This window comes from Komagataeibacter ossonobensis, from assembly GCF_057359305.1.
Genome location: NZ_JBXAYQ010000023.1, coordinates 28832 through 50582, shown reverse-complemented (window position 1 = coordinate 50582; position 21751 = coordinate 28832). Strand labels below are relative to the sequence as shown.

General features: G+C 59.6%; 18 protein-coding genes and 1 pseudogene. 9 read left to right on the top strand and 10 right to left on the bottom strand.

Going from position 1 to position 21751, the window contains the following annotated elements; all coding sequences use genetic code 11:
- Window positions 1-87 precede the first annotated feature (87 nt).
- The gene (locus tag AC1RQ9_RS12675; protein WP_367651105.1) at window positions 88-528 is read left to right on the top strand and encodes an SDR family NAD(P)-dependent oxidoreductase; all 441 of its coding nucleotides are present in this window, start codon (window positions 88-90) and stop codon (window positions 526-528) included.
- A gap of 125 nt (window positions 529-653) precedes the next feature.
- Here AC1RQ9_RS12675 and AC1RQ9_RS12670 read toward each other — a convergent pair whose 3' ends face one another.
- Both AC1RQ9_RS12670 and AC1RQ9_RS12665 read right to left on the bottom strand, forming a co-directional pair.
- The gene (locus AC1RQ9_RS12670) at window positions 654-1571 is read right to left on the bottom strand and encodes an SDR family oxidoreductase (protein WP_217419979.1); all 918 of its coding nucleotides are present in this window, start codon (window positions 1569-1571) and stop codon (window positions 654-656) included.
- Window positions 1572-1596: 25 nt separating this feature from the next.
- The gene (locus AC1RQ9_RS12665; protein WP_217419978.1) at window positions 1597-2334 is read right to left on the bottom strand and encodes an SDR family oxidoreductase; all 738 of its coding nucleotides are present in this window, start codon (window positions 2332-2334) and stop codon (window positions 1597-1599) included.
- A 115-nt stretch (window positions 2335-2449) separates the two neighbouring features.
- Here AC1RQ9_RS12665 and AC1RQ9_RS12660 point away from each other — a divergent pair, with 115 nt between their 5' ends.
- Window positions 2450-3346: a LysR family transcriptional regulator gene (locus AC1RQ9_RS12660; protein ID WP_217419977.1), complete on the top strand. Its 897-nt coding sequence runs from the start codon at window positions 2450-2452 to the stop codon at window positions 3344-3346.
- Window positions 3347-3374: 28 nt separating this feature from the next.
- The gene (locus tag AC1RQ9_RS12655) at window positions 3375-4208 is read left to right on the top strand and encodes an alpha/beta hydrolase (RefSeq protein ID WP_254511708.1); all 834 of its coding nucleotides are present in this window, start codon (window positions 3375-3377) and stop codon (window positions 4206-4208) included.
- A 108-nt stretch (window positions 4209-4316) separates the two neighbouring features.
- On the opposite strand, the gene tal is transcribed toward AC1RQ9_RS12655, so the two are convergent.
- The 5 genes from tal to dhaL all read right to left on the bottom strand — a co-directional run bounded on the left by tal (window position 4317) and on the right by dhaL (window position 11785).
- A complete protein-coding gene (tal, locus tag AC1RQ9_RS12650; RefSeq protein WP_217419976.1) occupies window positions 4317-5471 on the bottom strand; it encodes a transaldolase in 1155 nt (384 codons plus the stop codon).
- A gap of 27 nt (window positions 5472-5498) precedes the next feature.
- The gene (gene tkt / locus AC1RQ9_RS12645) at window positions 5499-7601 is read right to left on the bottom strand and encodes a transketolase (protein WP_217419975.1); all 2103 of its coding nucleotides are present in this window, start codon (window positions 7599-7601) and stop codon (window positions 5499-5501) included.
- 132 nt (window positions 7602-7733) lie between these two features.
- Window positions 7734-8489 (bottom strand): GolD/DthD family dehydrogenase, encoded by a 756-nt coding sequence (locus AC1RQ9_RS12640; protein ID WP_217419974.1) that lies wholly within the window; start codon window positions 8487-8489, stop codon window positions 7734-7736.
- 34 nt (window positions 8490-8523) lie between these two features.
- Window positions 8524-9873, bottom strand: coding sequence for an MFS transporter (locus tag AC1RQ9_RS12635; protein ID WP_217419973.1), 1350 nt, complete (start codon window positions 9871-9873; stop codon window positions 8524-8526).
- A 139-nt stretch (window positions 9874-10012) separates the two neighbouring features.
- On the bottom strand, window positions 10013-11785 hold the full coding sequence (gene dhaL, locus AC1RQ9_RS12630; RefSeq protein ID WP_254511705.1) for a dihydroxyacetone kinase subunit DhaL: 1773 nt from the start codon (window positions 11783-11785) through the stop codon (window positions 10013-10015).
- Between the two features lie 334 nt (window positions 11786-12119).
- Between dhaL and rpiB the strand changes: the two genes are divergently transcribed.
- The 4 genes from rpiB (at window position 12120) to AC1RQ9_RS12610 (ending at window position 17787) form a co-directional block, all read left to right on the top strand.
- Complete coding sequence (gene rpiB, locus AC1RQ9_RS12625) at window positions 12120-12572, top strand: ribose 5-phosphate isomerase B (RefSeq protein ID WP_217419971.1); 453 nt, start codon at window positions 12120-12122, stop codon at window positions 12570-12572.
- Complete coding sequence (locus AC1RQ9_RS12620; protein ID WP_239029849.1) at window positions 12541-13629, top strand: sugar-binding transcriptional regulator; 1089 nt, start codon at window positions 12541-12543, stop codon at window positions 13627-13629. Before rpiB ends, AC1RQ9_RS12620 begins: the two co-directional genes overlap by 32 nt.
- A gap of 276 nt (window positions 13630-13905) precedes the next feature.
- Window positions 13906-14835 (top strand): DMT family transporter, encoded by a 930-nt coding sequence (locus AC1RQ9_RS12615; protein ID WP_217419970.1) that lies wholly within the window; start codon window positions 13906-13908, stop codon window positions 14833-14835.
- A gap of 684 nt (window positions 14836-15519) precedes the next feature.
- On the top strand, window positions 15520-17787 hold the full coding sequence (locus tag AC1RQ9_RS12610; protein WP_217419969.1) for a TonB-dependent receptor: 2268 nt from the start codon (window positions 15520-15522) through the stop codon (window positions 17785-17787).
- 1118 nt (window positions 17788-18905) lie between these two features.
- On the opposite strand, the gene AC1RQ9_RS12605 is transcribed toward AC1RQ9_RS12610, so the two are convergent.
- The 3 genes from AC1RQ9_RS12605 to AC1RQ9_RS12595 all read right to left on the bottom strand — a co-directional run bounded on the left by AC1RQ9_RS12605 (window position 18906) and on the right by AC1RQ9_RS12595 (window position 20568).
- Window positions 18906-19316, bottom strand: coding sequence for a type II TA system antitoxin MqsA family protein (locus AC1RQ9_RS12605; protein ID WP_485987227.1), 411 nt, complete (start codon window positions 19314-19316; stop codon window positions 18906-18908).
- 161 nt (window positions 19317-19477) lie between these two features.
- Window positions 19478-19777 carry a type II toxin-antitoxin system MqsR family toxin gene (locus AC1RQ9_RS12600; RefSeq protein WP_217419967.1) on the bottom strand — a complete coding sequence of 100 codons (300 nt, stop codon included), beginning with the start codon at window positions 19775-19777 and terminating at the stop codon, window positions 19478-19480.
- Between the two features lie 98 nt (window positions 19778-19875).
- Window positions 19876-20568, bottom strand: coding sequence for a hypothetical protein (locus AC1RQ9_RS12595; protein ID WP_408886979.1), 693 nt, complete (start codon window positions 20566-20568; stop codon window positions 19876-19878).
- 382 nt (window positions 20569-20950) lie between these two features.
- On the opposite strand from AC1RQ9_RS12595, the gene AC1RQ9_RS12590 reads away from it, so the two are divergent.
- Window positions 20951-21196, top strand: coding sequence for a S24 family peptidase (locus AC1RQ9_RS12590; RefSeq protein WP_485987224.1), 246 nt, complete (start codon window positions 20951-20953; stop codon window positions 21194-21196).
- A 203-nt stretch (window positions 21197-21399) separates the two neighbouring features.
- A pseudogene (locus tag AC1RQ9_RS12585) lies at window positions 21400-21633 on the top strand (transposase); the annotation flags it as partial.
- Window positions 21634-21751 lie beyond the last annotated feature (118 nt).

The following is a 21751-nucleotide window of genomic DNA, read 5'->3' as shown; positions in this document are numbered from 1 at the left end:
TGCCGGGGAGTGTGAAGGCATGGGTCAAATCTCGATGAAAATTTCCGCCCTACCCGGGTCAGTTCTCAGTGAAAATCAACAGGTCATATCCTCAATGTGACCTCGATGGGGGGGATGATCACCATGCCGGGTCTGGGTCTTTACCATGGCAGCAAGTTTGCCCTCGAAGGCATTACCGAGGCCTTGGGCAAGGAGGTGGCCGGTTTGGGAATTCATGTCACAGCCGTCGAACCCGGTGCGTTCCGGACCGACTGGGCCGGGCGGTCCATGGTCAGGGCAGAACGTCATATTCCCGATTATCGCGCAGTCTTTGAGCAGCTACACGAACGCCGTGCCGAAAATGACGGGCCTCATCTGGGTGATCCGCAACGGGCCGCGCGCGCAATGCTGGAAATCCTGAAGGTCGAGGCGCCGCCTGCGCACCTGCTGCTGGGCAGTGACGCGGTGCGGCTTGTCGGCGATCAACTGGCACGCCTGCAGGCGGAATTCCAATACTGGCGGACGCTGTCCTGTTCAACGGATGCCTGACCCCGATAAACGGACATAAAATTTCCGGGTGTCGCGTTTCCATAAAGAACGACACCCGGAGCACATTTATTGTTTCTGCCCTACTCTGCAAAGACAGGCGGCTTCAGACACCGCCTAACGCACGATCAGGGCGATGCCGATGGTTTGGGTGCTGCGATATGCAGCAGATCCTCAAGACCGATGCGCCGTAGCAGTTCTGCCCGCATCCTGTCGGCTACACCGTTGACGATTTCCGCCCCGTCCTGTGCCGGATCGACATGCACCCGGAAAGGTCGTTTTCCACGCGGAGTATCCACCACTGCCTCGATCGCCCGGGCCACGCTCTGCGGGTCGGCATCGGCCGGTTCGAGGGCCGCCAGCCCTGCTAGCGCCTTTTCCTTCACGCCCTTGTATGGCCCATCCATATAGGCCAGCGCCACGGCCTGATCGGCCGGGGCACCGGCATCACGGAAATGGTTGGTGCCCTTGGTAAAGGCGCCCGGCACGATGATGGTCGTCTCGATCCCCCAGCGGGTCAGTTCACCGGCATAGGAAATGGCCAGCGCGTCCATTGCCGCCTTCGCCGCGAAATAGGGGCCGAGGAAAGGCGGCGTGCCGCCCCGTGTGCTCGATGACGAGACCCACACGACCAGCCCCTGCCCCCTTTTGCGCATATGCGGCAGGGCCGCGCGATTGAGGCGCTGGGTGGACAGGACATTGACGTCATAGAGCGCCGCCAGCTGCTCCGGCGTAAACGCTTCCGCCGGGCCAAAACACATATGGCCCGCATTATGGATCACGACGTCGATCTGGCCCTGCTCCGCGATGATCCGGTTGACCGCCGCCCCGACCTGTGTGTCCTGAAGCACATCGAGTTCGACGGTCCGCAGGTCAACTTTCCAGTCCCCGGCAAAGCGGGCCGCGTCCTCCACCGCCGTTTTTCCCCGGCCCGTGGGGTCCAGAATACCGGCATAGACACAATGTCCCGCGGTGGCGAGCGCACGCGCGGTCATGGCGCCAAACCCGCTCGACGCCCCGGTAATCAGGATAACCTGCCTGCCCATGCTCTGTTTCCCTTCCATGAGCGCCTCAGACCATGCCGCCATTGGCGCGCAGGGTCTGGCCATTGATCCACGCGCCATCGGGGCCTACGAGAAAGGCCACGGCCGCCGCAATGTCATCCGGTGTGCCCAGACGCTCCAGCGGGTTCATCTTCGACAGCTTTTCGATCAGTTCCGGGCTTTTGCCATCAAGGAACAGCGCCGTTCCGGTCGGTCCTGGTGCGACCGCGTTTACCGTGGTGTTCCGGCCACGCAGTTCCTTGGCCATGATGGCCGTCAGGGTTTCGACCGCCGCTTTTGTGGCGGCATAGACGCCATAATTCTCGAATTTCAGCCCCACGACGCTGGTCGAGAGGTTGACGATCCGCCCATCCCTGCGCAGCCGCCTGCCCGCCTCGCGCAGCGTGTTAAAGGTGCCGCGGAGATTGATATCCACCTGGCGTGTAAAGGCCGCATCATCCACATCGGCAATCCGGCCCAGCGTCATGATCCCGGCATTGTTGACCAGCACATCGACCCCGCCAAAGGCTTTTTCCGCCGCATCAAACAGCGCGGTCACGGCTGCCGGATCGGACACATCGGCCCTGACCGGCAGGGCTTCGCCGCCAATCTTGCGTATTTGCCCTGCGAGGTCCTCCGCCTGTGCAGCGTTGCCCGCGTAATTGATGACAACCGCCAGACCATCCTTCGCCAGACGTGTGGCGATGGCGGCACCAATCCCGCGTGATGCGCCGGTGACGATCGCGACTTTCCCGTTCCGTGTCATATCCATTTTCCTTCTGTCAGTGGCCATCTGGACCATGGAGGGAACCCTGCCCCTTTTCGGCCGCCGGATAATCCCGCATAATCCGGACAAACTATTCGAAAAAAGGGAACAGTCCATGGATCGGCTGGATGTCATGCGCCTGTTCATGCGCATCGTGGACCGCGAAAGCTTTACGCAGGCGGCAGAGGACATGAACCTGCCGCGTTCAACCGCGACCGATGTCATCAAGGCGCTGGAGGCCCGGCTTGGCGTGCGCCTGCTGCATCGCACGACGCGTCAGGTCAGCCCGACACCGGAAGGCGAAACCTATTACCGCCGCTGCCGACATATCGTGGCCGATATAGAAGATGCCGAGGCGGCATTCGGCACTGTCCGGCCAAAAGGCACATTGCGGGTCGATGTGCATGGCACGCTCGCGCGCCATTTCCTGCTCCCGGCCCTGCCCGCGTTCTTTGCCGCCTATCCGGATATCGAACTGCATATGAGCGAGGGCGACCGTCTGGTCGATCCCGTTCGCGAGGGAATGGACTGCGTGCTGCGGGTGGGTGAACTCAAGGATAGCGAGATGGTGGCAAGGCAACTGGGCATGCTGGAGGAAGTGACCCTGACCGCCCCGGCCTATCTGGCAGCGCATGGCGTCCCGACCCACCCGGACGCGCTGGCGGATGGCCACTACATGGTCGGTTTCCAGTCCAGCCTGCGGGGGCGCATCCTGCCGCTGGAGTTCGTCATTGATGGAAAACAGCGTGATATGACCCTGCCCCTCCACATGGCCGTCAATGCGGCGGAAAGCTATGTTTCGGCTGCACGGGCCGGGTTGGGCATCATCCAGATCCCGCGCTATCACGCGGCGCACGACATCGGGGCCGGGACACTGGTTGAAATCCTGGCGGCGTTTCCACCAACCCCCTCCCCCGTCGCACTGCTGTATCCGCATAACCGGCAGATGTCCCCACGCGTGCGCCTTTTCATTGACTGGGTTGTGGAGATTTTCCACGGCATTCGCCCGTAACCTGGCCAGAAGCCACCAAGGAACCCCGATGCGAAAATACCCGCGAAACATGATCGCGACACTGTCGCTTCTCGCCCTCCTGCCCGCCGCGGCGTTCGCGCGTGATCACCCCCTGCAGAAAATGCCAGCCATCACCGCCGAGCCGGGCCAGAACGACCGTCTTTTCAACCTGCCGCTGAACGGGGGTGAAACAGTCCGTGTGCTGTCTACCGCGCCCGACCGCCCCCGGGGGATCATTGTCATGCTGCCTGGCGGGGCTGGCGATATCGGCCTTGAAGACAATGGAGACATCCGACACGGCGACAATTTTGTCGTGCGCACGCGCAGCCTGTGGAACCAGAAGGGTTTTGCCGTTCTCATTCCCGATACGATCGACCGCGCCAACCTCAGGGGCCACCGCAGCTCCCCAACCTATGCCCGTGTTGTGGCGCAGATCATCGCGCTTGCGCACCAGCAGGGGACGGAACCTGTTTTCCTGCTGGGCACGAGCCAGGGCAGCATTGCGGCCGTGAATGGCGCAGCACATGCCCCAGCGGGCAGCCTTGCCGGTGTGGTGCTGACGGAATCCGTTTCCGTCATGGGGGGCAGCAGGGAGACAGTTTTCAGCGCCGATCCGCAGGCAATACGCGCACCCGTCCTTGTCGTCGCCAACCGTGATGACCGCTGCAACGTCGCACCGCCACAGGCCGCCCAGCGGATTGCGGACGCCATGACGGGTAGCCGGGATGTGCATGTGCTGATGGTTGCAGGCGGCACCACCCGATCGAAAAAGGCGTGTGGTTCACTCACCCCGCATGGGTATTACGGGATTGAAGACCAGGTAGTTGACGCGATCAGCCAATGGCTGGATGCCCACTCATGATGATCCGGGCTACAGTAAAAAGCAGCTTCTGGTGAGGATTTTTTCAAAAAGCTTCGAAGAATGCCGCCTTTTTCGATCAAAAGGCGGCACCCGAAAACCCTTATTTTTTCAATGTGGCTTCAGGCTTGATATCTTCGTGGATATACTGTCGCGCAGGACATGAAAGGCTTCCTCAAACGCGCCCAGCCCCTCATGCAGCAGGGTCTCCGTCACCCCGGCCAGATCAAGCCCCAGCCGGTCCGCCTCATGCAGCACCCGTTCCGCGCCCGGGATATCCTGTGTCAGCGTCGGGGCCACCGTGCCGTGGTCGCGAAAGGCTGCGAATGTAGCCGGTGGGATGGTATTGACTGTCTCCGGCCCGATCAGCGCATCGACATACAGCACATCGCTGTAAGCAGGATCTTTCGTGCCGGTCGAGGCCCAGAGCAGGCGCTGGGGCTGCGCGCCAAGGGCCGCCAGCTTCCACCATCGCGCACCCTGTGTCACCTCCCGCCAGTATTGATAGGCCATCCTGGCATTGGCGATGGCGACCTTGCCACGCAGGTTTTCCAGCGCCCCTGCTTCCGGATCCGCTGCCGCAACCCGCGCGTCGATTGCCGCATCGATACGGGCATCAATGCGGCTGACGAAAAAGGACGCGACCGAGGCGATGCCCGATACCGGCAGACCCTGCGCGTGCCGCGCCTCCAGCCCGGCCATGTAGGCATCCAGCACCTTTTTGTATGCCTCAAGCGAGAACAGCAGCGTCACATTGACATTCATGCCATCCGCGATCGCGGTTCGCACGGCCTCTACCCCTTCCTGCGTGCCGGGGATCTTGATCATCAGGTTGGGCGCGTCGACCCGTTTCCATAAATGCCGTGCCTCGGCCAGTGTGCCGATGGCATCATGCGCCAGATGGGGTGAAACCTCGAGGCTGACATACCCGTCAATATGCCTGCTGGCTTCATAGACGGGGTACAGCACGCGGGCTGCGGCCTGTATGTCCTCCACCGCCAGGATTTCATATAGGGCTGCCGCGTCGACTGTCCGTTCGGCCAGCACCTGCCGGATGCGGGCGTCATATTCACTGCCCTGCCCGATGGCCTTCTGGAAGATGGCAGGATTGGAGGTCACGCCCTTCAGCCCGTCCTGATCCACCAGCCGTTTCAGGTTGCCATTTTCGGTAAAGGAGCGCTGGATGAAGTCCAGCCACGGCGACTGGCCAAGGCTGGCCAGTGCGCATAATGGATTGGTCAGAGTCATGCTGTGGAGTTCGTTCATGATCTGTGTTTCCGGCTCTTCATGGGGTCAGGCGCGCGCGATCTGCCGCCTTGCCGCGGCAAGGACAGTGGCCACGGTAAAGCCGAATTTTTCCTGCAACGCTTCCGCCGGGGCGGATGCGCCAAAGCCATGCATCACCACGGCCTCGCCCGTCAGGCCGATATAGCGCGCCCACCCCATGCCGGATGCCTGTTCCACCGCCACGCGGGCGGTGACATCGGGCGGCAGCACGCTGTTGCGGTAGGCTTCGGGCTGGGCCTCGAACAGATCCCATGACGGCATGGAGACGACACGAACGCTGATACCTTCCTTTTTCAGGATCTCGTACGTCGCCACCACAAGGGAAACCTCGCTACCCGTCGCCATCAGGATCAGGTCTGGCTTTCCGCCACATTCGGCCAGGACATAGGCCCCTTTCGCCAGTCCCGTGGCGGGGGCGTAAACGCTGCGGTCCAGTGTTGGCAGGTTCTGGCGGCTGAGCACCAGCACGGCGGGGCGATCGGTCATGGGGATGATGACCCTCCAGGCTTCCGCCACCTCGTTCGCATCGGCGGGGCGGATCAGGGTCACGCCGGGGGTGGCGCGCAGCTGGGCCAGTTGCTCGATGGGCTGGTGGGTGGGGCCGTCCTCGCCCACGCTGATTGAATCATGGGTGAAAATATAAAGGACCGGCAGGTTCATCAGTGCCGACATGCGGATTGGCGGCTTCATGTAATCGGAAAAGATCAGGAAGCCGGAACAGAACGGGCGAAGACCCGCCAGCGCGATCCCGTTGCAGATCGAGCCCATGGCATGTTCACGCACGCCAAAATGCACATTGCGCCCGCCGTAGGTGCCACCCCATTGCGGCGGCTGGAAATCACCCGCGCCCGCAAATGTCAGGTGGGTCTTGGTGGAAGGCGACAGGTCGGCCGAACCACCAACCATCCACGGGTAATGCCGTGCGACCGCATTGAGCACCGTGCCCGAACTGGCGCGGGAGGCCACACCTTTCGCATCTGCATCAAAGGTCGGGATGCCACCATCCCACCCGACCGGCAGCGTGCCGTTGATGATGGCCGTAACCTCGGCTCCAAGGTCGGGATGGGCCTGAAGGTAAGCGCTCAACAGCGCCTGCCACCGTGCGCTGGCCGCAGCCCCGCGAGCGCCCAGCCCGGACTGGAAATGCGCCAGCACGCCATCGGGCACATAGAAGCTTCTGTCTTCCGGCCAGCCGTAGAATTTCTTGGTCTCGCGGATTTCTTCCACACCCAGCGGCTCGCCGTGGGCCGCCGCCGTGCCCGCCTTATGCGGCGCGCCCCAGCCGATGATGGAATGGGCGATGATCAACGTGGGCCGCGTGGTCTCGGCCTTCGCATCGGCCAGCAGGCGTTCAAAGTTGCCCGTATCGTTGGCATCCATCAGTTCCAGCACGTGCCAGCCATAGCCCTCGAAGCGCCTGCGCACGTTTTCGGTAAAAGCGATATCGGTCGAACCCTCGATGGAAATGCGGTTGCTGTCATAAATCCATGTCAGGTTGCCCAGCTTGAGATGGCCCGCGACGGACGCGGCCTCGCTGGCCACGCCTTCCATCATGTCGCCATCACCGCACAGCGTGTAGATGTGGTAATCGAACAGGTCGAAGCCGGGGCGGTTATAGCGCGCGGCCAGCCATTTCTCGGCCATCGCCATGCCCACCGAATTGCCGCATCCCTGCCCCAGCGGCCCGGTTGTAGTTTCCACGCCCGTGGTGTGGCGGTATTCCGGGTGGCCGGGTGTTTTTGAGCCAAGCTGGCGGAACTGCTCCAGATCACCCAGTGTCAGCGATGGCGCATCCGTCACCTTGCCCGCCTGCACATCACGCACGCCTGCCAGATAGATCAGCGAATAAAGCAGCATCGACGCATGCCCGATGGACAGCACGAAGCGGTCCCGGTTGGGCCATAGCGGGTTGGCGGGATCGTACTTCATGACATTGCGCCACAGGGCATAGGCACAGGGTGCGAGCGCCATCGCGGTGCCGGGATGGCCGGAATTCGCCTTCTGCACGCCATCCATGGACAGGGTGCGGATGGTGTTGATGCAGAGCTGGTCGATACTGGCGCTGGCGTGGCCGCCCCCATCAGGAGCAGCGGGGATTGTGTGGCGCATGTCTTGCGGTTTTCCCATGTCTTGAAAGTTTATTAGAAAATAAAAAAGTTTTTGGGTGCCGCCTTTTGATCGGAAAAGGCGGCGTTCTTCGAAGCTTTTTGAAAAAAGCTTCACCAAAAACTTTTTTACTGTTCAGCGGATCGTATAGCCGCCATCCACTACAAGGTTTTCGCCATTCACCATGCTGGCGGCATCGCTGACCAGATAGGCGACGGCGCAGGCGACCTCGTCAGGCTGGGCAAAGCGGCCGGTTGGCACCTGCGCGCGGAAGGCGTCGCCCACCGGCCCGGACCAGACCTGCTTGCCCAGTTCCGTCTCGACCACGGTGGGCGAAATCGCGTTGACCGTCACCCCCGATGGCCCCCATTCAAACGCCAGAACCTTGGTCAGGCCAAGGATGCCCGCCTTGCTCGCGCTATAGGCTGCATGCCTGTCCAGCGCCACAAGCGCTGCCTGTGAGGCAATGTTCACGATCCGCCCGAAGCCTTTTTTGCACATGGCCGGGCCAAGCGCACGGGCAAACAGGAAGGGCGCGCGCAGGTTGATCGCCATCGTCAGGTCCCACGCGGATGTTTCCAGTTCCGCCGCCGCGGCAATCAGGGCAATCCCGGCATTATTGACCAGGATATCGACATGCCCAAGCTGGGACAGGATGGTGCTGCACGCGGTCTTGATCGCAGCTTCATCCGTCACATCGGTATGCACGCCGCAATGCTGGCTGCCCAGGCTGGCCGCGATCTCGGCCACCTTCTCATTCCGGTCCACCAGGCACACCACGGCCCCCTGCCCTGCAAGCCGCTGGGCAATTGCCAGGCCAATGCCCGATGCGCCACCGGTTACGACAGCGGTACGGCCCGCAAGGCTAAGCAGTTCACTGAACGGTTTCATTTTATTATTTCCGTCTATGTTTTTATTTGTGGGTTTATTGGCTTCTGGCCACGGCGCGCCGGGAACGGTCCAGTTCCGCCTGCAACGCCGGGTCCAGGGTCAGGAACCACGCAAGGCAGGCACTAAGCAGGTAGATGCCCGCATAAGTGACAATGACACCGAAGATGCCAAAACGTGGTTCAAAGAGGTACACAACGGCCGGCCCGATCCATACGCTCGCCCCGGCGCCAAGATTGAGCAGCGACATCGCGGCCGGTTTGTCGTCAGGCGCCAGATAGGGCATCAGGGCTGAAAGTGGCACATAGGCGGCAAGCGTCATGCCATACAGCGCGCCTGCCAACAGCGTGGGCAGCATATGACCCGGCCCGAAATGGGTGGGGCACCAGTATAGCAGCAGCGTGCTGATGGCAGACCCCACGCCGCCGCCCAACATGACCGTGCCGCGCCAGCTCAGCCAGTCGCTCAGTATGCCGAACAGAAGGTTCCAGATCACGTTGGAGATGAAGATGGCCTGCAGCACCATCAGCCACTGCCCCAGGCTGAAATGCAGGTCGTGCATGAAATACAGCGGCAGGCAGACCAGGAAACCGAATTCAGCCGAGGTATCAATGGCGCGGACAATACAGCCAAGACCAACCTTGGGCCGTTCCCACGCAATCGACAGCGACGCGAACAGGGTTTTCAACGGATGCTTGTCGGCAGTGGCCGCATGGACATTGCCATGTTTTTCCCTGATGCCGCCCAGCGCCATGACCCCGCCCAGCATGACAAGGCCAAGTGCCAGCCACAGCGTCGCGATGGGGCCGATATAGGGAATGGTGTAACCGGCAAACACGGACCCCAGCGTGGGCATGCCGCCGGTAAAGCAGAACCAGAACCATCCCACGGCGGACCCCAGCCTGCCCGGATTGACTGTTGTCACCACCCAGACAAGGAAGCCGAACGCAAAAAGCGGATAACCAAATCCCCTTATGCCGTAGAACAGCAGCATGAGTGGCAGGGAACGTGCGGGAAGTGCCACAAGCAGGAAGCCCACCTGCAGCAGCCCCCAGATTGCAAGCCCGGCCAGCATGACCCGCCGCGCACCCCACAGATCGGACAGCGCACCGGACAGCCACGCCGCAACCGCGGCGCTCAGCCCGTAGATGGTAAACAAAAGGGCCACGTCATGTTCGGTAAACCCCATGCTGACGAGATAGGGCGAGAGATAGCCGCTCTCCACCCCATCGCCAGTCATGAAGATCAGGACCCCGGCAAACCCCCACGCCAGCGCAGGCGGCATGCCGATGCGGGAAAGGAACCGGCCCATGGCGGTGCGCGGTCTTTCCTCATGCGGGATTTCATCGCCGACCCGCGTGGGGTCCAGCAGGACTGTCTGGGCCATTATCTTACCCTCCAGCAGCGCGGATGGCGCAGCCTGGGCGCGCACTTTCCGCAGAAGTTGTTATTCTTGTTATTATCAGTGCAGGGATGGTGCCCCGTGGTCGCTGGCAACGACCACGGGGGGATGGGCACGTGAAAGTTCAGGCTTCGGCAATGCCTGACAGGCTGGCCGCCAGGGTCTGCAGGATTAGGCAGCATGACGTGGCCCCCGCATCCAGCACGCCGCGCGAGCGCTCACCCAGCCGACTGGCGCGGCCGATGCGCGCCACAAGGTCGCGGGTTGAATCGCGCCCATGCTCGGCCGCCACCGACATAGCGGCAAGTGCTGCTTTCAGCCCCTGCCCTTCCGCCGCGTGATAGGCTTTGACGGCGGGCACGAGCGTATCCATCAGCGTCTTGTCGCCCACATCGGCATTGCCCAGCGAGCGGATGCCCGCTTCCGCACCGTCCAGCATCAGGCCGAACAGGTGGGCGTCGATACAGGTCACACCCGCCAGCGGCTTGGCCAGCCCCTCGAAAAACCGCCCATACAGCGGCCCCATCGAGCCACCAATACCGGCCATGAGCGCGTCCGAAAGGGCGCGCAGCCCGCCTTCCATCGTGGGCGGCGCATCGCCCAGCGCCTGGCCACAGCGGGCAAAGCCCTTGGCCATGTTGATACCGTGGTCGCCATCACCGATCTTGCCGTCAATCTCGCTCAGCCAGTCACGCGCGCCGACAATGGCGCTGACCAGCGCGGGTACCACCGCACGTGTGTTCTCGACCGCGATCCCCGATGTGGGGATGTAGCGTTCGGTCTCAGCCAGTGCCCCGTGTATGCCCTGATCATGCGCCGCGGCCGCCGGGGCCGCCACAACCGGACTTTCAGGCGCGTTGCCCACCCGCGTCAGGCCGATGGCGTGGGCCGGGTGGGACATCAGCCGGTCCAGTTCCGCATCCAGCTTCATCACCGTCAGCGTCACCCCCTTCATGTCCAGCGAGGTGAACAGGTTGCCCACGAAGTTGTGGCGGATGGTGATGCCACGCTCGCGCATGATGTCGGCAATATCGGCAAACAGCACGTAAAGCTCGATGACCGGCGTGGCCCCGAGGCCCGATACCAGCACCGTCACCTCATCGCCCGCCGTGAAGGGCAGGTCGGGCAGGATATGGTCGCACATCATCCGCGCGATTTCACGCGACGAGCCCAGCCTGCTGATTTCCACCCCCGGTTCGCCATGATGGCCGATGCCGACTTCCATCGTCCCGGCCTCGATCATGAAATTGGGGTGGCCGTTGGCGACAATGGTGCACGGTGAAAGCCCGACGCCGATCGAACGTGTGTTGTCGATCGCCTTGCGGGCCGTGGCCAGCACCTCTTCCAGCGAAGCCCCTTCCTCCGCCCGGGCACCAGCGGCCTTCCACATCAGGATTTCACCCGCGACACCCCGCCTGCGGGCTGCGTCATCCTTCGGGGCAGAGGCAACATCGTCATTGGCGACCACCGTGCCCACGGCGATCCCTTCCCGCGTTGCGTCATCCACGGCCAGGCGGACATTCATGGTGTCGCCTGCATAGTTGCCGAACAGGCAGGCCACCCCCGCGCCGTTATCCGCCTCGCGCATCGCATCAAGGAAGCTGGCTGCCGTGGGGGAGGAAAAGATCTCCCCGATCGCCACCGCATCCAGCATGCCCCTGCCCACATAGCCCAGGAATGCCGGCTCATGACCGGAACCGCCGCCGGTAATCACGCCAACCTTGCGCGTGGCGCTCTTGTGCGCACGGCGCAGGACACGCGGGTTTTTCGTGCCCGCCAGGATATCGGGATGCGCCAGCAGGTAGCCGCGGATTCCATCTTCAACGATCTGGTCGGGATCATTGAAAATACGGTCCAGCGGACGCGCGGCGCGCAGGTGAATGTCGATGGTATTCATGGAACTTTCCCGTCTTTCCTCGTGCGACATTGGGCCGCCTTGTTGTTTTTAGTCTGGTTCCCGGAACTTTTGTAATCTCCGTGGAACACCTGTTTACGTGGAATCGTAGAACAACAGCATCTCACATATGCTCTGATCCCCTTAACGCACATATTTCCGGCGCTTTCACATCACTATAACGTGATATTTACAGATATATCCGGTTTACAAAGGTTATTATAATTGTCTTTTGTGCTGTCCAGTTATCGTTTGTGCGGCGCACAATAAAAAGACCTGACCACAAGACCCCATCCGGGAGGCTTTTGCTCCTGGCTAACGGCATAAAAGGATAGACATGATGGACATCGCCATTGGCTGCGATGAAGCAGCATTCACCCTGAAGGAAACCATCCGTGACTTTCTGGAGACGGAAGGCCACACCGTGACCGATTACGGCACATATGATGGGGCGCCGGTACTCTACCCCGACATTGCGGTGACCGTGGCCGAAGCCATCAAGGCCGGAAAACACGAACGCGGCATCCTGATATGCGGCACGGGAATTGGCGTCGCCATCAGCGCCAACAAGGTCCATGGCATCCGCGCAGCCCAGACACACGACACCTATTCCGCCGAGCGCGCGATGAAGAGCAACAACGCCCAGATCATTACGCTCGGGGCGCGTGTGATTGGCCCCGAACTTGCCAAGACGATCGTGAAAGCGTACCTCTCATCAGCGTTTTCCGGCGGTCCGTCAGCCGAGAAGATCAGTCGCATTGCTTATTACGAGGAGCGCCTCCCTGTCTGACACGCCTCGCAAAGCGTCCCGCACGGCATCGCCCGAACGTCCCCGGCGGCGTTCGGGATCGCGCGACGCCGTGCAGGCCGCGCCAGATACAAAATCCAACGGCCGCGGCGAAGTCACACTCGACCAGATCACGGAAATCGCAGCCCTCTATTACCTTGAGCAGGTAACGCAGGAGGACCTGTCCCGGCGGTTTTCCATGTCGCGTCCCACCATAAGCAAGCTACTCAAGCGCGCGCGTGAGGAAGGCATTGTCGATATCCGGGTGCGCACCCGCCCTGCGGCGGCAGCCGCACTGGAACAGGAATTCCAGCGGCGCTTTGGCATAACCCGGCTACTGACTGCGGTGGACCAGCGCGACCAGGATGCCCAGCGTGACAGCGTGGCCGCCATCGTCGCCATGCATCTCGACAGTATCCTGCAGGACGAAATGATCATTGCCGTGGGCATGGGCCGGAACATTGCGGCCATCGCTGGCCATATCGGCATGCCCGTGACCCGCGCCATTACCTTTGTCTCGGCCATCGGCGGGTCGATGCGCGCGGGCGAGCATATGAGTTCCGACCACATCTGTCGCCGCCTTGCTGCTCGCTTTGGCGGCGAGAGCGAAACGCTTTATGCTCCCGCCCTTGTGGCCGACGCGCAGATGCGTCGCGCGCTCATGGCCAATGACGTCGTACAGCATACGCTCAACCGGGCGCGCCGGGCCGATATCGCCCTGATCGGCATTGGCGATGTCAATGAAGACAGCAACATGGTGCGCATGGGCTGGTTCTCCCCTGCCGAGATCGCGGCCTCTAAACTCGCTGGCGCGATTGGCGACATGATGGGCTATGACTTCATCACGATTGCAGGCAAGGCGGCCGACGTGCCCATGCAGGGGCGCGTCATCGGGCTTTCGCTCGATGAGTTGCGCCGGATCCCCAATGTTATCGCGATTGCATCGGAAAGCACGAAGATCGTCGCCATCCTGGCCGCCCTGCGCACCGGCACCATCACCACGCTGGCCACGACCGAAGCCAATGCCCGCACCATCCTGGAACTGGACGCCACGGCATAGGTAAATAGAAGAAAACTTTTGGGTGCCGCCTTTTGCAAAAAGCCGCATCTTTCAAAGCTTTTTCGATCAAAAGCTTCACCAGAAATTTCTTTACGATTTACCACTCGTTACAGGGGTAAGCCGTGATTTTCGGGCGCAATCTGCTACCCGAAAAAAATGGGTGCGTCATATAAAATCCGACGCAGAAAACGCATGACTGGATTTACTGACAAGCGCTGGTCTTTCCATCGCGGCATCCATATTTGCGCCTGAACAATTTTTTCGTGAGCAGTGCGGATGAAGAATACCGGTCTTTCGGCGGGCATGATGCTGGCATTCGCGGCATACGCCTCGTTTTCGATCAGTGATGCCTATTCCAAGCTGCTGGCGGGACAGATCGACCCGTTTGAAGTGGCGTTTTCCGGCGGGGTATTCGGGCTGCTGCTCATCCCCTTCATCCGGGGGAAAAACGAATCCTACCGTGACCTGTTCGTCATCCGGCAGCCGGTCATGTGGCTGGTGCGCGCAGCCGCCACCTTTGCCGCCACGGCGGCGAGTGTCGAGGCCTTCATGCTCCTGCCCATGCCGGAAGCGTTTTCGCTCATTTTCCTCATGCCGCTTTTCGTGACCGTCCTTTCGGTCGTGCTGCTGCGGGAGAAAGTGTCCACGCTGGGGTGGCTTTCGGTCATCGTGGGTTTTATCGGCGTGCTGATCGTGCTGCGGCCCGGCCTGCGTGCGCTCCACTTCGGGCATCTGTGTGCGCTGATCTCGGCGGTTGCCAATGCCGTGGGGGTTATTGCCTACCGGATGTCGGGACGCAACACGCCACGCCTGTCCATGTTCAGTTCCAGCCTGTGCGGCCCGCTGCTGGGCAACGGCGCCCTGATGGTGGCCCATGCAAGCTGGCCGCAGGGAGCCACGATCTGGATGTTCCTGTTCGGCTATGGCTTCCTTGCAGCACTCGGGCAACTGCTCATGATGATGGCCGCGACCCGGGCTACGGCCAGCGCGATCGCCCTGCCGCAATACAGCCAGATGCTGTGGGCCGTGGCCTTCAGTTTCTATGTCTTTCATGAACCGCTGGATGAATGGACCTTTGTGGGCATCGCGGTGATTATTGCGTCCGGTGTATTCAAATGGGCCTATCCCCGTGTCGCCACCAGGATCGCGATCATAAAGCAGCAGAGAGCGGTTCAACCGCCATGTGGCCCCTATCCGTTCGCCTGAAACACAATACACCTGCCACCAGCCATAAGCCCGACGACCATCATCAAACACGCGGTCGTCTTTTTCATGAAACCACGCCACTTTCGCCGGAGTGAACTCGCTTCGCGGCATATGCCATAGGCCCTGAGGCAATCCAGCCGCATCCGGCGTACGGCCTGAGAAGATCGCCTGGCGCGGATGGTTTATTTCGCGCCTTGCCTTCCAAAGCGTGACATGACCGGATTTTCAAATTCGATCGTCCGGTTGAACCGTGGTGACCGGACGCATCACATCACACGCCCATTACATCAGGCCAGCAGTTCGCCTGTTCCTTGTTCTCCGTGTTCATGATGGGCCTGACGCAACTGTTTCAGATGCGGTTTGCACGACGTCTTTCCTCGCCAGACAGCCAAAGCCCCGTCGAATACAAAATATTACAAAATGCCGAAGCTGCGTTCACGTTCGTGCATTTTCGACAGCATGTGATTCCTCCCGGATTCCATGTGATGACCGGAACCGGAGCAATAGCTGCGGCTAAAGCTCATTAAAGTCAGTTATATGATGGGCTCTATCGGCGCTGCGATAGGCATCAGGCCTGATGACGAATTTCAGGCTTACGTGCCAACATGGCTGCTTACCTGCCATTGCAAATTACTATCAGTTGCGAAATAAGGTGGTGGAAACATCATTCTATGAGCTTTGATAATGAATCTTCGTGCGCTTTGCCTGACCACCGTCGTGGCATCCAGCCTGCTGCTCGGCGTTGACGGTCGGGTGGCAGCCACCGCTGCCACGGACGCGTCTGATCCCGTGCATAAAAAAGTCCGGTCTTCTTCTCCCGCCAATGCATCACCAGGCAATGTTGCAGCAAAAGACGCGGATGCGAACGCGAAAGACACGCCTGACGCCGCGCCCGGCCAGCACGAGGACATCGTCGTCACAGCGGCCCGCCAGAACCGCATGTATGTCAGCAGCGGGGGTGATCTGGGCGCACTTGGAAAGAAGAAGGGTCTCGACGTGCCCTTCAACATCCGCAGCTACAATTCCAGCCTGATCCTGAACCAGCAGTCACAGACACTGGGCGATGTGCTGTTGAACGACCCTACCGTGCGCACCACCATGGGGTACGGTAATTATGCGCAGCTCTTCCAGATCCGCGGGTTCACGCTGTATGGCGATGACGTGGCGATTGACGGCCTGTATGGCGTGACCCCACGCCAGCTCGTCTCGCCCCAGCTTTATGATTCAGTGCAGGTGCTCAACGGCGCCAGCGCGTTCCTCAACGGCGCGGCCCCCGGCGGGTCAGCCGTTGGCGGCAATGTCAACCTGATCCCCAAGCGTGCGGCGGCGACGGATATCACACGCATTACCGGCGATTACACCAGCAGCGGACAGGGTGGTGGCGCATTTGATGTCAGCCGCCGGTTTGGCAAGGACCATGCCTTTGGTTTCCGTTTCAACGCCGCCGGTATGGATGGGCAGACGGCAATCAAGGGCGAACGGCGCGATGACGTGGCCCTTGGCGCAGCCTTTGACTGGCATAACGATGATACGCGCATCGACATGAACATGAATTACCAGAAGCAGCAGGTTTTTGGCGGGCGCAGCGCCATCATCGTCTCCAGCCTGGCAACCGGCATGCCTGCCCCGAAGGCCACGTCACCTTCGGAAAACTGGGGGCAGCGCTGGGCCTATACCGACCTGAGCTACCTGTTCGGCACGCTGAACATCGAACATGATTTTGGTAGTCACATTACCGCCTACGGCAAATTCGGCGCGCAGGGCGGTAATGAGATGGGTAATTACGCCACCACCACGCTGACGGATTCCGTAACGGGGGCAGGCAAGGTCGGCGCCATGGCGGATGCGTACAACGTGATGAACGAGGCGACGCAGGCCGGGATTCACGCACATGTCTCCACCGGCCCCATCAAGCATGAAATCAACGCGGGCGCGTCCGCGATATGGGAGGAATCGGATGCCGCCTATGCCATGAGCCTGACATCCCACGCAGGCAACATCTACAGCCCCACGCAGTTCACTCCTGCAGAAACCTATGCCCGGGGTAACATGAATGACCCGGGCCGGGTGGCATGGAACAAGCTGTATAGCCTGTTCCTATCGGACACGATGACCTTCTGGCACGACCGCATCGCGCTGACGGGGGGCTTCCGGTACCAGGATATCCTGGCGGATTCCTTTGCCTATGGCACCGGCACGTTGAGTAGCCATTACGATGCGGCGGCGTTCTCGCCGGTCATTGGCCTTGTCATTCATCCGGTCAAACATGCGGCCCTGTATTTCAACCGCATACAGGGCCTGTCGGCGGGGCAGACGGTGGGGGCCACCTACGTCAATGCCGGGCAGGTCTTTGCCCCGTACCAGAGCACCCAGTACGAAGTGGGCGCCAAATATGATATCGGCCGCTTTGCTGCGGGTGTCGCATTTTTCCAGACCTCCATGCCACAGGGCATGACCGAAGCCTACGGCAATACCGGGCAGATGCTGTACACACAGAATGGCCGGCAGCGTAACCGGGGCATGGAACTGACCTTCAACGGGGAAATCCTGCGCGGCCTGCGCTTCAACGGCGGCCTGACGCTGATCGATGCGAAGCAGATGAATACGGCGGGCGGCGAATATAACGGCAAGACCGTGATCGGCGTGCCGAACTACACCATCAACGGCAACCTTGAATACGACGTGCCGTTCATCAAGGGACTGACGCTGGTGGGCCGTGTCATCAGCACCGGCAAGCAGCAGTTCAACAGCATGAACACGACGCACCTGCCGGCGTGGTCCCGCTTCGACCTTGGCGCGCGCTATACTTTCCTTGCAGCCAAAAAGCCGCTGACCGCGCGTTTCGAAGTCGATAACATCGGCAACCAGCGCTACTGGGCTTCGGTTTACCAAAGTGACCTGGTCATGGGCGATCCGGAGACCTTCAAGTTCTCGATCAGTGCTGATCTCTGACTCAGAGCATAAGCAGTACCATACTGGAATGTCCCGTCGGCCACGACCATACGATCAATCCATGACTTGAACTGTGCGAGAAAGAGGAAAATTGCACATTGGCACGCCGATCACAATGATGTCGGCCACCTCCAAATCCTCGATATGGGGACTTCCGACCGCCAGTTCCGTTCAAGCGTGGCCTCTGTTAAAGGGCCACCATGTGCACGCAGGTCTTCTCCGCAGGAAGGAGGACGCAGGCCATCTGTTGCGCCCTGAAAACACGCTGATACTGGCCCGAAAACATAATCCAGCATGTTCCATGAACGCGGACATCTATAAAGCCGCTATATTCCGATATATAATACCGGAATAACCGATGGGCTGGCGGCCATGCTGAATCGCGTATCACTGGATCAACTGCGAGCTTTCATTGTCACGAGCAATGAAGGCAGCTTCTCGGCCGCGGCCTGGCTGCTACCCGCAGTTGACCGTCGCTGGCAGGATTCTGCTGGCTGATGCACGTCATGCGCAAACTCGTTATTCTTACCAATGCGCTATTACGCGATGCCCGAACCTGGGGCCCTAAAGTAGCTTGATCACAACGAATACTCTAGCATTACTTTGGCAGAAAACATTGGGAAGCGATTCCCTTGGCGCCGGATCACTGATTCCCGGGAGACCGCCTATGATGAGGGCTGGCGATGGACCGGGAATTGGCGAGATGTCGCAATCTGATACGAGAATACGGCAGCATCCTTTCTGTCCGTCATCTGCATCCTCGTTACAGCAGACTATATCGAGGCTTAACAAAACCTAATCCATCAATAAAATGATCAGGTATGCACGATGTTTTGATAATCATTCTTCTCGTCAGCTCTTGTCAAATGACGAGACTTTTTGCGGATGAGCCTTGTACTCTCGACCATGCGCCCTTATAAGGGTCGGGCACGTTCAGGGGGAACGCGCCGCAACCAAAGTGACACAGGATTTCTGCGGGCTCGACGGCTCAAGAGGTCACATAACGTCGTACAGTCGGGAGGGACCGGCAACTGTTTTTTTATAAACTGCAGCCCTATTGACATATCTTAATAAAATACCCCCCGACATATTATTTATGTCAGGGGGTAAAGGTATATTTAATTTCTAATCATCAATTCTCCTAATAGATCAGGATTTAATGAAAGTAATTTAAATAGGTTTATAACTGCGGGCATCGGTTTTGCCGTTCCGTTTTCATATCTTGAAAATGCGTTATGGCCTCCACCTGTTATTTTTGATGCTTCTTGCTGCGTAATATTCAATGATTTTCTGGCTTGTTTTAAGAATTGCGCATCCTTTTCACGTTGCCTCAAAACCAGAGTATCGGACGCTTGCGCATATCTTATTGCACTATCTGTGCTGTCATCGAATATGTATTCGTCCGAAATTGTACTTTTCCATCCAGAAAGATTTTCCACATCTATGTAATTATCATCTTCCACACTCCCAACACGCATTGTGACATTATCAAACCGTTCAAACCCTTCCATTTCTTCATTTTTGGTCATTTTCTTGCGCTCCACAAGTAATAGATCAGACATTTTCACTTCATACATAGTTATTAACGAGTTTACACATTTAAGGGTATTATTTCATTACGGCATTTACAGAAGGAGAAGAGTCTATTCCTGATTGTGGTCCAGGTTTTTATGTTGTTAGTTTTAAGGAGCTATCGCTCCTTAAAACTAACAACAATATTTCCCCTCGGTCCGAGAGAAAATTTAACGTAAAGGGGAATTCCCTCCGAGGAATATGCCCGATATACGTCCTGAAATTGGCCCTTGAATAATTCGCTCTCCATGGTTTTATGAAACATACTAGGCACAATGCTATTGATTACATCAATAGCTTCACTAACGAGCATGCCCAAATCGTACAGGCCTTGTATGGCTGTCCTACTGAACGCCCGAGCCTGTAATCGGTTGACGTGGTTCTTGACCAGTGGAAGAGAATAGGTAGGTTTAGACATTGGCGAATCTCCTTTCCTTATGCCACGAGCAGGAGATTACCCTATTAGGGTTATTTGTCAAGGATAATTACCCTCATAGGGTTCCGATATCTTATTCTCTATCTTCCCAGAACGCCCACAAGCGGTACAAACGGCATTACCGGTGCACAGGCAACAGGACCCCACGAATCAATCATCACCTGTACGCGGCCGCGCAGTTCCTCCCGATCTGCGATAAGCCGATCCGCTTCTTTGTGCCGGGCATCGTCATTCTGGGCGAGCATCTCGGTCTCGTAGCCCAGCTGGCGCGACATCTCGACATCAGGCAGGGACGACAGGGAGGCGTAGGACAGGGGAATGCTCAGTGTCTGCCCGCGGGTGCGGCTGCCGCTGGCCTCGACACCCACGGTCGGCATGCTGGTCAGGGCGCCGACCGTGGCCTGCCCGCCAGCCGTAAACTGAATTGACAGGGTGCCGGTGATCGTGCCCGCCAGAACCCCCATTACGGGATCTGCGGTATGCTGGCTGCATTGCACGCTACGGACTGCGGTCGTGAAGCGGGCATCCATCTCCGGGGTCCAGTTCCCGGCATGTGGCACGGCAACCGCGCCCGACTGTGCAAGGCTGGACTGGATGGACGCCATGGCCTGGGGAATGGTTGTGGCGACCCGCGGCTGGTCACTGCACCCTGTCAGGCAGGTGATGGCAAGCAGCAGGAAGCCGCCAATGCATGCTGCGACACCTGCTCCCCATGCAGGAGAGCCCTTCTCGACCTGGAATTGCGTAAATATGGATTTTCTGCGGTGAACCATCGGGCGGCCTCTTTCTGGAATGAACCCGGGAATACGGATTGGCTCTCGCTGCCCCCGGCGCACGCCAGGCTGCGCTACGCGCGATAACTACTATTCCCGTCCGTTCATTCTCTCATCACGACCACCGCGATTATCGGTCCCCGATGGCGCCGCCGTAGACAGCCGTGCCTCCATGGCGCTTGACTCCCCGCTCAATGTTCGTGTTAAGTTCTGTCCATCTTGATGAGGGGAGGCATATCGATGCCGATTGGATACGCAGGAGACAGGACACTAGGCTTTGCCTCCCCCGCCGCTGATAGCACCGAGGGGCCGATCGACCTGAGCGAGACGCTCGGCCTTCACCGGCCTAACCGCTACCCCGTGCGCGTTGTGGGGGGATGCTTTGACTGCCCGCGGCATCCTGCCCGGCGATATCCTGATGGTGGACACCGCCGGGCAGCCGCAATCCGGGTGTATGGTCGTGGCCCGTTGGCAGGACCAGACCATCATATGCGAGGTCACCCGCCAGCGCGGCAGTTGGTGGCTTCGTTCCGGCAAAGGGCAGGATGCTCAGTTGCGCGAGCTGGCACCGGAGCAGGATGCCGAGGTCTGGGCCGTGGTATCCACGCTTGTCCGCACGCCGGTCTAGACATGCCGGCGTTCGGCCTGATCGATGCCAATTCGTTTTACTGCTCGTGCCAGTGGGTGTTCGAAGCGCGGATCCGGAGCGCGCTTGTGGTGGTCCTGAGCAACAATGACGGCTGCGCAATCGCCAGGACAAAAGTGGACTTGTAACGGTTTTGTGCCGGTCATCTGAGCGTTTCAAGCTGGTATCAGGAGACCGACGAGATCATGAAGCATACGGAAGATTTCAAGCGCGAGGCCGTAAGGATTGCGTTGAGCAGTGGGCTGTCACGCACGCGTATTGCAGCCGATCTGGGTATTGGCAAATCCACCCTGGCGAAATGGATAGTGGATTACCGTCCGGACGAGCCGGCATCAGGGCCTCAGGCTGATCTGGCCCGCGAGAATGAACGTCTTCGCCTGGAGAACCGGATTTTGCGGGAGGAGAGGGAAATCCTAAAAAACGATCCCGGGCGTATGCCCGCCTGTGCGGCATAGAAACAGGTCGTGCTATCGTGTCGGACAGGAGGGTAGCGGCCGTTAGCTTATTGGCGGGTTCGTCCCCGTTAAAAAACGTGGT